13 protein-coding genes are annotated in these 13,218 nt (G+C 55.4%); 10 read left to right on the top strand and 3 right to left on the bottom strand.

Translation table 11 applies throughout. The features are described 5' to 3' along the window. Positions 1-7 precede the first annotated feature (7 nt). Both BH714_RS00305 and fadE read right to left on the bottom strand, forming a co-directional pair. Positions 8-778: an amidohydrolase gene (locus BH714_RS00305; RefSeq protein ID WP_014168753.1), complete on the bottom strand. Its 771-nt coding sequence runs from the start codon at positions 776-778 to the stop codon at positions 8-10. A 108-nt stretch (positions 779-886) separates the two neighbouring features. Further along, the gene (gene fadE / locus BH714_RS00310; RefSeq protein WP_040016760.1) at positions 887-3,331 is read right to left on the bottom strand and encodes an acyl-CoA dehydrogenase FadE; all 2,445 of its coding nucleotides are present in this window, start codon (positions 3,329-3,331) and stop codon (positions 887-889) included. Between the two features lie 239 nt (positions 3,332-3,570). Here fadE and lpcA point away from each other — a divergent pair, with 239 nt between their 5' ends. Further along, positions 3,571-4,149, top strand: coding sequence for a D-sedoheptulose 7-phosphate isomerase (lpcA, locus tag BH714_RS00315; RefSeq protein WP_014168755.1), 579 nt, complete (start codon positions 3,571-3,573; stop codon positions 4,147-4,149). Positions 4,150-4,195: 46 nt separating this feature from the next. Next, positions 4,196-4,963: a class II glutamine amidotransferase gene (locus BH714_RS00320; protein ID WP_014168756.1), complete on the top strand. Its 768-nt coding sequence runs from the start codon at positions 4,196-4,198 to the stop codon at positions 4,961-4,963. Here the strand turns inward: BH714_RS00320 and dpaA are convergent. Next, the gene (dpaA, locus tag BH714_RS00325) at positions 4,934-5,674 is read right to left on the bottom strand and encodes a peptidoglycan meso-diaminopimelic acid protein amidase (protein ID WP_014168757.1); all 741 of its coding nucleotides are present in this window, start codon (positions 5,672-5,674) and stop codon (positions 4,934-4,936) included. The genes BH714_RS00320 and dpaA overlap by 30 nt on opposite strands. Before the next feature lie 298 nt (positions 5,675-5,972). Here dpaA and BH714_RS00330 point away from each other — a divergent pair, with 298 nt between their 5' ends. The 8 genes from BH714_RS00330 (at position 5,973) to dinB (ending at position 13,173) form a co-directional block, all read left to right on the top strand. Further along, the gene (locus tag BH714_RS00330) at positions 5,973-7,316 is read left to right on the top strand and encodes a Na(+)-translocating NADH-quinone reductase subunit A (RefSeq protein ID WP_040016761.1); all 1,344 of its coding nucleotides are present in this window, start codon (positions 5,973-5,975) and stop codon (positions 7,314-7,316) included. A 3-nt stretch (positions 7,317-7,319) separates the two neighbouring features. Continuing rightward, entirely contained in the window at positions 7,320-8,555 is a 1,236-nt protein-coding gene (locus BH714_RS00335; RefSeq protein ID WP_020882790.1) for an NADH:ubiquinone reductase (Na(+)-transporting) subunit B, read from the top strand. After that, on the top strand, positions 8,548-9,342 hold the full coding sequence (locus BH714_RS00340; protein ID WP_020882789.1) for a Na(+)-translocating NADH-quinone reductase subunit C: 795 nt from the start codon (positions 8,548-8,550) through the stop codon (positions 9,340-9,342). The genes BH714_RS00335 and BH714_RS00340 overlap by 8 nt, the downstream gene beginning before the upstream one ends. Further along, positions 9,335-9,973, top strand: coding sequence for an NADH:ubiquinone reductase (Na(+)-transporting) subunit D (locus BH714_RS00345; RefSeq protein WP_025205100.1), 639 nt, complete (start codon positions 9,335-9,337; stop codon positions 9,971-9,973). The genes BH714_RS00340 and BH714_RS00345 overlap by 8 nt, the downstream gene beginning before the upstream one ends. 6 nt (positions 9,974-9,979) lie before the next feature. Continuing rightward, positions 9,980-10,576, top strand: coding sequence for an NADH:ubiquinone reductase (Na(+)-transporting) subunit E (gene nqrE / locus BH714_RS00350; RefSeq protein WP_014168762.1), 597 nt, complete (start codon positions 9,980-9,982; stop codon positions 10,574-10,576). Between the two features lie 10 nt (positions 10,577-10,586). Next, a complete protein-coding gene (gene nqrF, locus BH714_RS00355) occupies positions 10,587-11,810 on the top strand; it encodes an NADH:ubiquinone reductase (Na(+)-transporting) subunit F (protein WP_025205098.1) in 1,224 nt (407 codons plus the stop codon). After that, a complete protein-coding gene (gene nqrM / locus BH714_RS00360) occupies positions 11,810-12,013 on the top strand; it encodes a (Na+)-NQR maturation NqrM (RefSeq protein ID WP_020882787.1) in 204 nt (67 codons plus the stop codon). The genes nqrF and nqrM overlap by 1 nt, the downstream gene beginning before the upstream one ends. Positions 12,014-12,114: 101 nt before the next feature. Beyond that, positions 12,115-13,173: a DNA polymerase IV gene (dinB, locus tag BH714_RS00365; protein WP_014168765.1), complete on the top strand. Its 1,059-nt coding sequence runs from the start codon at positions 12,115-12,117 to the stop codon at positions 13,171-13,173. Positions 13,174-13,218: the final 45 nt, after the last annotated feature.

The following is a 13,218-nucleotide window of genomic DNA, read 5'->3' on the forward strand; positions in this document are numbered from 1 at the left end:
GAAACCGTTATCCAATGCTAAAGGGATCCGCATCCTGCCAGGCCGGAAACTTCTCGCGATATTCCTTCAGGGCCGTCAGTGACAACTCAGCATCAATGCGCGTTGCCTGATGCGGCTCGGCGGTGGCAATAATTTCACCCTGCGGGTTCACCACCCGGCTATCCCCCCGATAATGATGCCCGTTGCCATCGGTCCCCACGCGGTTACAGCCGACCACATACGCCTGGTTTTCAATGGCGCGTGCGACCAGCAGCGACTGCCAGTGCAGTGAGCGCGGGGCAGGCCAGTTGGCGACATACAGCGCCAGGTCGTAATCGTTGCGGTTGCGTGACCACACCGGGAAGCGCAGGTCGTAGCAAACCAGCGGCAGAATACGCCAGCCGCGCCATTCGAACACCACGCGCGCATCACCCGCTTCATAGTGATGATGTTCATCTGCCATGCGGAACAGGTGGCGTTTATCATAAAAATGCACTTTCCCTTCCGGCTCGACCAGCAGGAAGCGGTTGACCGGCCCGCGTTCGGTTTGCAGCGCAGCGCTGCCGGCAATCAGCGCATTGGTTTGCTGCGCTTTGGCGTGCATCCAGGCGACCACCTCTTGCTGTGGCATTGACTGTTGCGCCGCTTCCATGGCGAAGCCGGTAGTGAACATCTCCGGCAGGACAATCACATCACGCCCGGTAATACCTTCCAGTTGACGATCAAAGTGGCGCAGGTTGGCAGGGCCGTCCATCCACACTAAAGGTTGCTGCAAAATCGAAATCTTCAGACCAGGCACAATTCAGACTCCTCAAACGACCACTTTTTGACACTGTAGCACGACATAAAGAGAAAATGTGGCAATAAAAAACCCCGCGCGTGGCGGGGTTTGTAGAAGCGAAACGCGTTATGCAGCTTCAGGTTTGCGGGCCTTCTCCGGGAGCTTTACCGGCTGTGTTGCCAGCTCATCCGGGTCGAAATCATCCACGTTAATGCTGCGCAGACGGCTCTCTTCGGCTTTCACCAGCAGAGCGGCTTCATCATTGTTGATGATCCCGCCCGTCAGGGCCTGTTTCGCCAGTTCATCCAGGCGGGTGAACGGAAGGTTTTTGCCCAGCTGTTTGCAGATCTTCTGATGGATGGGATCGGCAGCCATCACGTCCAGCAGCGCTTCTTCCAGCAGACCAACCGGGTTATGCGGTGTGGGAGCCAGATACTGACCGCGGCCGATACGGGAACGGGTTGCGCTCGGTACCTGCAGGATCTTCGCCACTTTGTGATCCAGTTTGTCAGACGGCGCCAGATGATGACGACCGGTCGGGAAGATCACCACGCGAAGGGCACCTGCAACAAAGCGGTTCGGGAAGTTCGCCAGCAGATCGTCAATGGCCTGTTCCGCCTGATACATCGCATCCTGAACGCCCCAGTGAACCAGCGGCAGATCGGCTTCCTGACGGCCTTCATCGTCGTAGCGTTTCAGGACCGCAGAGGCCAGGAAGATTTGGCTCAGCACATCACCCAGACGGGCAGAGATACGCTCGCGACGCTTCAGGCTACCGCCCAGCACCGCCATAGAAACATCTGACAGCAGAGCGAGGTTGGCACTCAGGCGGTTAAGATGCTGGTAATAACGCTTGGTCGCATCACCGGTTGGCGTGGCGCTGGTAAGACCGCGTGTCAGACCCAGCCAGAAGCTGCGCACTTTATTACTGCCCACATGACCGATATGTTTGAACAGCAGCTTGTCGAAAGCATCCACGTCGTTATTCTGCGCGGCGGCCATCTCTTCCAGCACATAAGGATGGCAACGGATTGCCCCCTGGCCGAAGATCATCATGCTGCGGGTCAGAATGTTTGCCCCTTCAACGGTGATGGCAATCGGTGCGCCCTGGTAGCCGCGCGCCAGGAAGTTGCCCTCGCCGAGCATAATGCCTTTACCGCCCGCGATATCCATTGCATCAATGATTGACTGCTGTGCGCGGTGGGTACAGTGATACTTCACGATAGCTGACAGCACGGCCGGTTTTTCGCCCAGCATAATGCCGTAGGTAATCAGGGAGGCGGCAGCATCCATCACGTAAGCGTTGCCTGCGATACGTGCCAGCGGCTCTTCGATCCCTTCCATCTTGCCGATAGAGATTTTGAACTGACGGCGGATATGGGCGTATGCACCAATCCCCATCGCGACAGATTTCAAACCACCGGTCGAGTTGGACGGCAGGGTAATACCACGGCCAACCGACAGACATTCCACCAGCATGCGCCAGCCCTGACCGGCCATTTTTGGACCACCGATGATGTAATCAATCGGTACAAAGATATCCTTGCCGCGGGTTGGGCCGTTCTGGAACGGTACGTTCAGCGGGAAGTGGCGACGACCAATTTCAACGCCTGGGGTGGAGGTTGGGATCAGCGCACAGGTAATGCCCAGATCTTCTTCACCGCCCAGCAGTTTTTCCGGATCGGAGAGCTTAAAGGCCAGGCCCAGCACGGTCGCGATAGGGGCGAGCGTAATATAACGTTTGTTCCAGGTCAGGCGCATACCCAGCACCTGTTGGCCCTGCCATTCACCCATGCAGACGACGCCGGTATCCGGGATCGCACCCGCATCGGAGCCCGCTTCCGGGCTGGTCAGCGCGAAGCACGGAATTTCCTGGCCACGTGCCAGACGCGGCAGGTAGTGATCTTTCTGCTCTTCGGTACCGTAGTGTTGCAGCAGTTCACCCGGGCCTAACGAGTTCGGCACGCCAACGGTGATCGCCAGGATCCCGGAAACGCCTGCCAGTTTTTGCAGGACGCGGGCCTGAGCGTAAGCGGAAAACTCCAGACCGCCGTACTCTTTCTTAATGATCATCGCGAAGAAGCGGTGTTCTTTCAGATACGCCCACAGTTCTGGCGGCAGGTCCGCCATTTCATGGGTAATCGCGAAGTCATTTGCCATGCGGCACGCTTCTTCCACCGGACCATCAATAAAGGCCTGTTCTTCAGCGGTCAGACGCGGTTGCGGATAGTTGTGCAGCTTTTTCCAGTCCGGGTTGCCCTGGAACAGGTCGCCTTCCCACCAGGTGGTACCGGCATCAATCGCTTCTTTCTCCGTACGCGACATGGGCGGCATCACTTTGCGGAAGCCTTTGAACACCGGCGCGGAGATCATCGATTTACGCATCGGCGTAAAGTTAAACGGCAGAAGAATGATAGCCAGCGGGACTAAAAGCCAGATATTCCACAGGCCAGCGACGCCAAGCGCAGCCGTCCAGGCCAGCAGAATCAGACTGCTCAGGAATAAACTCACCCGGTGATAGAACAGCACACCGAGCAGAACAACGGTTGCGAGAATGCTCAAAATCATCATAAAGAAAAGCTCCCTTGCTTGTAGGAGGTCTGACCACTTGTGATGATATGGTTGTAGTTGATGTTATTTCCTTTAGCAATGTGTTTACAAAATAATTACAACCTGGTTCACATTGTTCAGGTTTAAGCCGGCACGAAAACGCAAAACGCCAGACGATTCGCATGGCTTTAGCTTCTCGCTTTTCCCGCTATCCGGTACACTCCACTGTGTTATTTCATCAATACTGAAGGATTATCCTCATGTACCAGGATCTTATTCGTAACGAACTGAACGAAGCGGCGGAAACGCTGGCTAACTTTCTGAAAGATGATGCCAATATTCACGCTATTCAGCGCGCAGCGGTCCTGCTGGCCGACAGTTTCAAGGCCGGCGGTAAAGTGCTCTCCTGTGGTAACGGTGGTTCCCACTGTGATGCGATGCACTTTGCAGAAGAGCTGACCGGGCGTTATCGTGAAAACCGTCCGGGCTACCCGGCGATTGCGATTTCCGATGTGAGCCACATTTCCTGCGTCAGTAACGATTTTGGTTATGACTATATTTTCTCTCGCTACGTTGAAGCCGTGGGCCGTGAAGGTGACGTGCTGCTGGGTATTTCGACGTCCGGAAACTCGGCTAACGTGATCAAAGCGATTGCCGCAGCGCGTGAAAAAGGGATGAAAGTCATCACCCTGACCGGTAAAGATGGCGGTAAGATGGACGGTACGGCGGATATCGAAATCCGTGTTCCACACTTCGGTTATGCTGACCGCATTCAGGAAATTCACATCAAAGTGATCCACATCCTGATCCAGCTGATCGAAAAAGAGATGGTTAAGTAAGACTTCGCTGGGGGCATGATTGCCCCCGCTGTTGTGGAGGTGATGTATGTGCGAATTGCTCGGGATGAGCGCCAATGTGCCAACCGATATCTGCTTTAGCTTCACCGGGCTCGTTCAGCGCGGCGGGGGCACCGGGCCGCATAAAGACGGCTGGGGCATTACCTTCTACGAAGGCAAAGGATGTCGCACATTCAAAGATCCCCAGCCCAGCTTTAATTCCCCGATTGCCAGACTGGTGCAGGACTATCCCATTAAGTCCCGCTCGGTGATTGCCCACATCCGTCAGGCAAACCGTGGGGAAGTGGCGCTGGAAAATACCCACCCGTTCACCCGCGAGCTGTGGGGCCGTCACTGGACCTACGCGCACAATGGCCAGCTCTCCGGCTATAAGTCGCTGGAGACGGGCAATTTCCGTCCGGTCGGTGAGACCGACAGCGAAAAAGCGTTTTGCTGGCTGCTGCACAAGCTGACGCAGCGTTATCCGCGCACGCCCGGCAACATGACCGCCGTCTTCAAATACATTGCGTCGCTGGCATCAGAACTGCGTGAGAAGGGCGTGTTCAACATGCTGCTGTCTGACGGGCGTTATGTGATGGCGTTCTGTTCGACCAATCTGTTCTGGATCACGCGCCGCGCGCCGTTTGGCGTCGCCAAGCTGCTCGATCAGGATGTGGAAATTGATTTTCAACGAGAGACCACACCGAATGATGTGGTCACAGTGATCGCGACCCAGCCGCTGACGGGCAACGAAACCTGGCAAAAGATTATGCCAGGCGAGTGGGTCTTATTTTGTCTCGGGGACCGAGTAGTTTGATGCCAGCTGTGGCTGGACGACTTCGTGGCTCAGCGGCTTGCTGACCACATAGCGGCCATCGACAACCGAGACAACCGGCGGCTTGTGCGTCTGCTCAAAGTAGTCGTAACCCGGTTTCAGCTGTTTCCAGAAATCCGCGTAGTAGGAGTACTTGTGACGTGCCATGTTGGCATCGGTCATGCGGAACGGGTAGATGCTGACCTGAACGTTCGGCTGACCAAAGACCAGTGCGCCGGTGACAAACTGGAAAATCTCATCAATGCCGGTATCGGTCATCGCATAACAGCCGATAGACACGCATGCACCGTGGATCATCAGGTATTTGCCTTCATAACCGTGGGCACGGTCATAGGCGTTCGGGAAGCCAATGTTAATGGCTTTATAGAAGCGGCTGTCAGGTTTTAGCTGGCTACGCTGAACGTTGTAAAACCCTTCCGGACTTTTGAAATCGCCCTGACGCTGTTTTGGCCCCAGACCACCGGAGTAGTTACAAATCTTGTAACTATCAAGCAGCTGATATGTCTCGCCCATTTTTACAAACAGATCGAGTGTGCGTTCTTCCTTGAAGATTTGAATATAAACCGGTGATCCCATTAACTGCTGTTTATATTCTTTGCTGACCGGCGTGGTTGAGCTATTGCTGCTGAGCAGCCCGGCAAACGATACGCACGGAATCAGGAGCATCGCAATGAACAATGCGATTTTACGCATACTACTAGTTCCTTGATAAAACTAAGACCAAATTGCCAGGACGGCAAAAGAGACCCGAAATCAGATTATTCTGTTAGGTGCGCTCACATTAGCACCGCCATAGATTTTCGCAAGAGCCGGACGGTGAGTTTACAAATTAGTTTTACTTTATAAACCATCAAAATCGCGTTGGCTCCAGGAACTTTGCGTAATACCTCGCACTTTAGCGCCTGCAACCGAGGTTTTGGTGCCCGAAAAACAGCGAAAATGGTACACTTCGCCCCCTCTGGATTGAAGTTCATGGAAGCTTGCTAACCACATGTTTAAAATCAGAAAAGGACTTGAACTGCCGATTGCAGGCGTGCCCGAGCCGCACGTTTCGCCTGGCGCAAGTGTCCGCCATGTCGCCATTTTGGGCGATGACTACCTGGGAATGCGTCCCTCAATGCTGGTGCAGGAAGGCGATCGCGTCATTAAAGGACAGGCGCTCTTCGAGGACAAAAAAAATCCTGGCGTTATGTTTACGGCCCCCGCGAGCGGTACCGTGGTGGCAATCAATCGCGGTGAACGTCGCGTCCTGCAGTCGGTGGTTATCCGTATTGAAGGCGACGAACAACGTGAGTTTTCCCATTTCGACGCAGCAGACCTCGCCGCCCTGAGCCGGGAAGCCGTTCAGGCACAACTGCTGGCGTCCGGCTTGTGGACGGCGTTTCGCACGCGACCTTTCAGCAAATCGCCTGTTCCGGATACGCTTCCGGCCGCTATTTTCGTCACCGCCATTGATACCAACCCGCTCAGCGCGGACCCGGAGCCCATTATTCTGGCGCAGCGTAACGCGTTTGATGCCGGGCTAACCGTGTTAACCCGTCTGACCTCGGGGAAGGTCCACGTCTGTCAGGCGGGCGGCGGCAAACTCGGGGGGCATCCGCAGGGGCAAGTTACGTTTAATACGTTTGCAGGTCCGCACCCGGCGGGGTTAGTCGGAACGCATATCCACTTCCTGGAGCCGGTGAGCCTGACGAAACAGGTCTGGCATCTGAATTATCAGGACGTGATTGCCATAGGTAAGCTATTTACTACCGGTGAACTGTGCTCTGAACGGGTGATCGCCCTCGGCGGGCCACAGGCAGCAAATCCACGCCTGGTGAAAACGCTGCTGGGTGCGGACATTAATGAACTGCTTGCCGGTGAAACGAAAGAGGGTGAAAACCGCCTGATTTCTGGCTCGGTGCTCAGTGGCCGTCATGCGGCTGGCGCGCAGGCGTATCTTGGGCGCTTCCACCTGCAGGTCAGTGTGGTTCTGGAAGGTCGCGAGAAAGAGCTGTTCGGCTGGGTTCTGCCGGGCGCTGAGAAGTATTCCGTGACCCGCACCACCCTTGGGCACTTCCTGCGTCGCAAACTCTTTAATTTCTCGACCAGCACCCACGGCGGAGAGCGCGCCATGGTTCCGATTGGCAACTACGAGCGCGTTATGCCGCTGGATATTCTGCCAACTCTGCTGCTGCGCGATCTGCTGGCCGGCGACACCGACAGTGCCCAGGCGCTGGGGTGCCTCGAGCTTGACGAAGAAGATCTGGCGCTCTGTACCTATGTCTGTCCGGGAAAATACGAATATGGACCGGTATTGCGCGAGGTGTTAACCCGCATTGAGCAGGAAGGATAACTGATGGGCTTAAAACACCTCTTTGAAAAAATAGAGCCGCACTTTACGCACGGGAAGCTCAGGAAGTACTACCCGCTGTATGAAGCAACGGCGACCATTTTCTACACGCCGGGGCTGGTCACAAAAGGGGCGGCACACGTCCGCGATGCTATCGACCTCAAACGAATGATGATTCTGGTCTGGTTTGCGGTCTTCCCGGCCATGTTCTGGGGTATGTACAACGTTGGCCTGCAGACCATTCCGGCGCTGCATCATTTATATGATGCCCCACAGCTGGCTCAGGTTATCCAGTCGGACTGGCACTACCGACTGGCTCAGACGTTGGGGGTCAGCTTTGCAGCCGATGCCGGCTGGATAAGCATGATGACGCTGGGAGCCGTATTCTTCCTGCCAATCTACATCACGGTGTTTATCGTGGGGGGCTTCTGGGAAGTGCTGTTCGCCATCATTCGCAAACATGAGATCAACGAAGGCTTCTTCGTGACGTCGATTCTGTTTGCCCTGATTGTTCCACCGACGTTGCCGCTCTGGCAGGCGGCACTGGGGATCAGTTTTGGCGTGGTGATTGCCAAGGAGATCTTCGGTGGCACCGGGCGCAACTTCCTCAACCCGGCGCTGGCCGGGCGAGCTTTCCTGTTCTTTGCGTATCCGGCGCAAATCTCGGGCGACCTGGTGTGGACGGCCGCGGATGGGTTCTCGGGTGCGACGCCGCTTTCGCAGTGGGCCGCGCACGGGGGCGAAACGCTGGTTAACAACGCCACGGGTCAACCCGTGACCTGGCTGGATGCCTTTATTGGCAACATTCCCGGCTCTGTTGGGGAAGTTTCCACGCTGATGATTTTACTCGGTGGCGCCATCATTCTTTTCGGACGCGTCGCGTCGTGGCGCATTGTCGCAGGGGTAATGATTGGCATGGTGTTAACAGCCACGATGTTTAATTTCATCGGTTCCGCCACCAACCCGATGTTCTCCATGCCCTGGTACTGGCATCTGGTGCTGGGTGGGTTCGCTTTCGGCATGATGTTCATGGCCACCGATCCTGTCTCTGCGTCCTTTACCGACAAAGGTAAATGGAGCTATGGCGTGCTCATTGGTGCGATGTGTGTCCTGATTCGTGTGGTCAACCCGGCTTATCCGGAAGGGATGATGTTGGCCATTCTGTTTGCCAATCTGTTTGCGCCGCTCTTTGACTATCTGGTCGTGCGCGCCAACATTAAGCGGAGGAAAGCGCGTGGCTGAAAGCAAGAATAACGACAGCATCGGCAAAACGCTGCTGGTGGTGCTGGTCCTTTGCCTGGTCTGTTCCATTGTCGTGGCTGGCTCTGCCGTGGGATTAAAACCACGGCAACAGGAGCAGCGTGCGCTGGATAAACAACGCAACATCCTGGCTGTGGCCGGGTTGATGCAGGAAGGGATGAGTACAGACGACGTGGCTGAACTCTTCGCGGAGCGCATTTCGGCGCGTCTGGTGGATTTAAAAACCGGCCAGTTGCTGGATAAAGACCCGACGAAATTTAACCAGGCGCTGGCACTGAAAGACCCTGAGATGAGCCTGACGCTGGAGGCATCGCAAGATCCCGCTGGCATCAAGCGTCGCAGTAACCTCGCCGAAATTTACCTTGTGCGCGATGAGCAGAAGCGGGTGCAGGAGGTCGTGCTGCCGATATACGGCAACGGGCTATGGTCGATGATGTACGCCTTTGTGGCACTCGATACGGATGGTCGCACGGTGAAAGGGATTACCTATTATGACCAGGGCGAAACGCCGGGGCTCGGCGGTGAGGTTGAAAACCCTAACTGGCGCGCGCAGTTTGTCGGCAAGAAAGTGCTCGACGATAACGGCCTGCCTGCCCTGAAGGTGATGAAAGGGGCTGCGCGTCCGGGTGACGAATATGCCGTAGATGGGCTTTCCGGGGCAACGCTCACGTCAAAAGGGGTGCAGCACAGTTTTGATTTCTGGATGGGCGAGCTGGGCTTTGGTCCTTTCCTGAAAAACGTACGTGAAGGAGCGCTGAACAATGGCTGATACGGGTGAACTGAAAGAAGTCAAAAAGGTGCTCATCGGTCCGCTGCTGGCGAATAACCCTATTACCTTACAGGTACTGGGCGTCTGTTCGGCGCTGGCGGTCACGACAAAACTGGAAACCGCGCTGGTTATGACCGTCGCGGTCACGCTGGTGACGGCATTTTCCAGCATGTTTATCTCCATGATCCGCCACCACATCCCGAATAGCGTGAGGATCATTGTGCAGATGGCGATCATCGCGTCGCTGGTGATCGTGGTCGATCAGCTATTGCGCGCTTTCGCGTATGAAACGTCAAAACAGCTCTCGGTGTTTGTCGGCCTGATTATCACCAACTGCATCGTGATGGGGCGTGCCGAAGCTTATGCGATGAAAATGCCTCCGCTGGCGAGCTTTATGGACGGGATCGGTAACGGTCTCGGTTACGGCGTTATCCTGCTGACCGTTGGGTTCCTGCGCGAGCTGATTGGCAGCGGTAAGCTGTTTGGCGTCACGGTGCTGGACACGGTACAAAACGGCGGCTGGTATCTGCCAAACGGACTCTTCCTGCTGGCCCCAAGCGCATTTTTCATTATCGGTTTGCTGATCTGGCTGATTCGTACCCTGAAGCCAGAACAGCAGGAAAAGGAGTAACCGACGATGGCTCATTACCTGAGTTTATTTGTGCGCGCGGTGTTTGTTGAAAACATGGCACTCGCGTTTTTCCTGGGCATGTGTACGTTTCTTGCCGTTTCCAAAAAGGTATCGACGGCGTTTGGTCTGGGTGTTGCGGTCACGGTGGTGCTCGGCTTATCTGTACCGATTAACAACCTGGTGTACAACTTTGTGCTGCGCGACGGTGCGCTGGTAGACGGTGTCGATCTCAGCTTCCTGAACTTCATCACCTTTATCGGTGTGATTGCGGCGCTGGTACAAATCCTGGAGATGATCCTCGACAGGTATTTCCCGTCGCTATACAACGCGCTGGGGATTTTTCTGCCGTTGATCGCGGTGAACTGCGCCATCTTTGGTGGCGTATCGTTTATGGTTCAGCGTGATTACAACTTCAGTGAATCCGTTGTGTATGGTTTCGGCTCCGGCATCGGCTGGATGCTGGCTATCGTCACCATGGCGGGGATCCGCGAAAAAATGAAATATGCCAATGTGCCTGCGGGTTTACGTGGCTTAGGGATCACCTTTATTACCACCGGGCTGATGGCGCTGGGCTTTATGTCCTTCTCCGGTGTGCAGCTATAAGGGCTAACAGATGGAAATTATTCTTGGCGTGGTGATGTTCACGCTGATTGTACTGGTGTTGTCAGGGCTGATTCTGGCGGCACGCGCGAAGCTGGTGAATTCCGGCGACGTGGTGATTGATATCAACGGTGAGCCGCAAAACCAGATCCGCACGCCGGCGGGGGATAAACTGCTCAATACGCTCTCCGGTAACGGAATCTTTGTCTCCTCAGCCTGCGGTGGCGGTGGCTCCTGCGGTCAGTGCCGCGTCACGGTGAAAGAGGGGGGAGGGGATATTCTGCCCACTGAGCTGGCGCATATCACGAAGCGTGAGGCAAAAGAGGGTTGCCGTCTGGCCTGCCAGGTCGCGGTGCGCCAGGACATGAAAATTGAGCTGCCGGAAGAGATCTTCGGGGTCAAAAAATGGGAGTGTGAAGTTATCTCTAACGATAACAAAGCGACTTTCATTAAAGAGCTGAAGCTGCGCGTGCCGGAAGGGGAAGATGTTCCGTTCCGGGCCGGGGGATACATCCAGATTGAGTGCCCGGAGCACACCGTGGCGTATACGGACTTCGACGTTCCGGATGAGTACCGTGCCGACTGGGACAAATTCAATCTTTTCCGTTTTGTGTCTGACGTTAAAGAACCGACGCTTCGCGCCTACTCAATGGCCAACTACCCGGACGAGAAGGGCATCATTATGCTCAACGTGCGTATCGCCACGCCGCCGCCGAATGTGCCTGATGCACCCCCGGGCGTGATGTCGTCGTATATCTGGTCCCTGAAACCGGGAGATAAGGTGACCATCTCCGGTCCGTTTGGCGAGTTCTTTGCTAAAGAGACCGAGGCTGAAATGGTCTTTATCGGTGGTGGCGCGGGCATGGCACCGATGCGTTCGCACATTTTTGACCAGCTCAAGCGCCTCGGGAGCAAGCGCAAAATCAGCTTCTGGTACGGGGCACGCTCGCTGCGAGAGATGTTCTATGATGATGAGTTTGAGCAACTGGCGCGTGAAAACCCAAACTTCACCTTCCATGTGGCCCTCTCCGATCCGCAACCGGAAGATAACTGGACCGGTCACACGGGGTTCATCCACAACGTGCTTTATGAAAACTACCTCAAGCAGCATCCTGCGCCAGAGGATTGCGAATTTTACATGTGTGGGCCGCCAGTGATGAACGCTGCAGTCATTAAGATGCTAAAAGATCTGGGTGTGGAAGATGAGAACATCCTGCTGGATGACTTCGGGGGGTGATGATGCTGACGTTTCTGGCAACTTTCGCGGTTTTTTTGCTTGTTGTACTCGGCATGTCTCTGGGCTGGATCATAAAGCGTAAAAGCATTCAGGGCAGCTGTGGTGGTATCTCCGCGCTCGGGATGGAAAAAGTGTGCGACTGCCCCGAACCCTGCGACGCCCGTAAAAAACGCATGGCGCGCGAGGCCCGGCGGATCCTTTAGTGAGTCCGATGTTTCCCCTCTTCCAGGAGGAGAGGGGAAACACACTTCTCAATCCTCATTTCTTTACTGTATACTTATCCAGTAATGAGTGAGGGCTTACTATGCGCAAAATTATCCATGTCGATATGGACTGCTTTTTTGCCGCAGTGGAAATGCGTGACAATCCGGCGCTGCGGGATATACCTATTGCGATTGGCGGTAGCCGTGTCCAGCGCGGTGTGATCAGCACCGCCAACTACCCTGCGCGCAAATTTGGCGTGCGCAGCGCTATGCCAACTGCCATGGCGCTAAAGCTGTGCCCTCATCTCACGTTATTGCCCGGCCGATTTGAAGCCTACAAAGAAGCCTCCCTGCATATCCGCGAGATCTTCTCTCGCTATACCTCGCTGATTGAACCTCTGTCGCTGGACGAAGCCTACCTGGATGTCACTGACAGCCTGCACTGCCACGGCTCCGCAACGTTAATGGCGCAGGAGATCCGCCGGACTATCTTCAACGAGCTCAATCTGACCGCTTCCGCAGGCGTCGCACCGGTGAAATTCCTCGCCAAAATAGCGTCTGATTTGAATAAACCCGATGGTCAGTACGTCATCACTCCGGAAGAGGTTCCGGCGTTTTTAAAAACGCTGCCGCTCGGCAAAATCCCCGGCGTGGGGAAAGTGTCTGCTGCAAAGCTGGAAAGTATGGGATTACGGACCTGTGAAGATGTACAGCGAAGCGATCTGGCCATGCTGCTTAAGCGTTTCGGTAAGTTTGGTCGCGTGCTGTGGGAGCGCAGTCAGGGAATTGATGAGCGCAGCGTGAGCAGTGAGCGGCTGCGTAAATCGGTCGGGGTTGAACGCACGCTGATGGAAGACATCCATGACTGGTCCGAGTGTGAAGTCATTATCACTGACCAACTTTATCCCGAACTGGAGCGGCGGTTAGCGAAAGTAAAACCCGATCTGCTGATTGCCCGTCAGGGCGTTAAGCTGAAGTTTAATGATTTCCAGCAGACGACGCAGGAGCATGTCTGGCCGCGACTGAATAAAGACGATCTTATCGCCACCGCGAGAAAAGCCTGGGAAGAGCGGCGGGCAGGGCGGGGAGTGAGGCTGGTGGGGTTACATGTGACGCTGCTGGACCCGCAACTGGAGCGGCAGCTGGTATTGGGGTTATAGCTGACGGATTCGTCAGCCCGGCAGGCAACGTGCTACCGGGCATCA

Source organism: Enterobacter ludwigii (genome assembly GCF_001750725.1).
Classification (GTDB): Bacteria; Pseudomonadota; Gammaproteobacteria; order Enterobacterales; family Enterobacteriaceae; genus Enterobacter; species Enterobacter ludwigii.

What these genes read in the sequence shown, in the direction of transcription:
- lpcA (WP_014168755.1), top strand. Translation starts at nt 3,571, where the DNA reads ATGTACCAGGATCTTATTCGTAACGAACTGAACGAAGCGGCGGAAACG.
- BH714_RS00345 (WP_025205100.1), top strand. Translation starts at nt 9,335, where the DNA reads ATGGCTGATACGGGTGAACTGAAAGAAGTCAAAAAGGTGCTCATCGGT.
- BH714_RS00335 (WP_020882790.1), top strand. Translation starts at nt 7,320, where the DNA reads ATGGGCTTAAAACACCTCTTTGAAAAAATAGAGCCGCACTTTACGCAC.
- BH714_RS00320 (WP_014168756.1), top strand. Translation starts at nt 4,196, where the DNA reads ATGTGCGAATTGCTCGGGATGAGCGCCAATGTGCCAACCGATATCTGC.
- dpaA (WP_014168757.1), bottom strand. Translation starts at nt 5,674, where the DNA reads ATGCGTAAAATCGCATTGTTCATTGCGATGCTCCTGATTCCGTGCGTA.
- nqrE (WP_014168762.1), top strand. Translation starts at nt 9,980, where the DNA reads ATGGCTCATTACCTGAGTTTATTTGTGCGCGCGGTGTTTGTTGAAAAC.
- nqrM (WP_020882787.1), top strand. Translation starts at nt 11,810, where the DNA reads ATGATGCTGACGTTTCTGGCAACTTTCGCGGTTTTTTTGCTTGTTGTA.
- dinB (WP_014168765.1), top strand. Translation starts at nt 12,115, where the DNA reads ATGCGCAAAATTATCCATGTCGATATGGACTGCTTTTTTGCCGCAGTG.
- nqrF (WP_025205098.1), top strand. Translation starts at nt 10,587, where the DNA reads ATGGAAATTATTCTTGGCGTGGTGATGTTCACGCTGATTGTACTGGTG.
- BH714_RS00330 (WP_040016761.1), top strand. Translation starts at nt 5,973, where the DNA reads ATGTTTAAAATCAGAAAAGGACTTGAACTGCCGATTGCAGGCGTGCCC.
- fadE (WP_040016760.1), bottom strand. Translation starts at nt 3,331, where the DNA reads ATGATGATTTTGAGCATTCTCGCAACCGTTGTTCTGCTCGGTGTGCTG.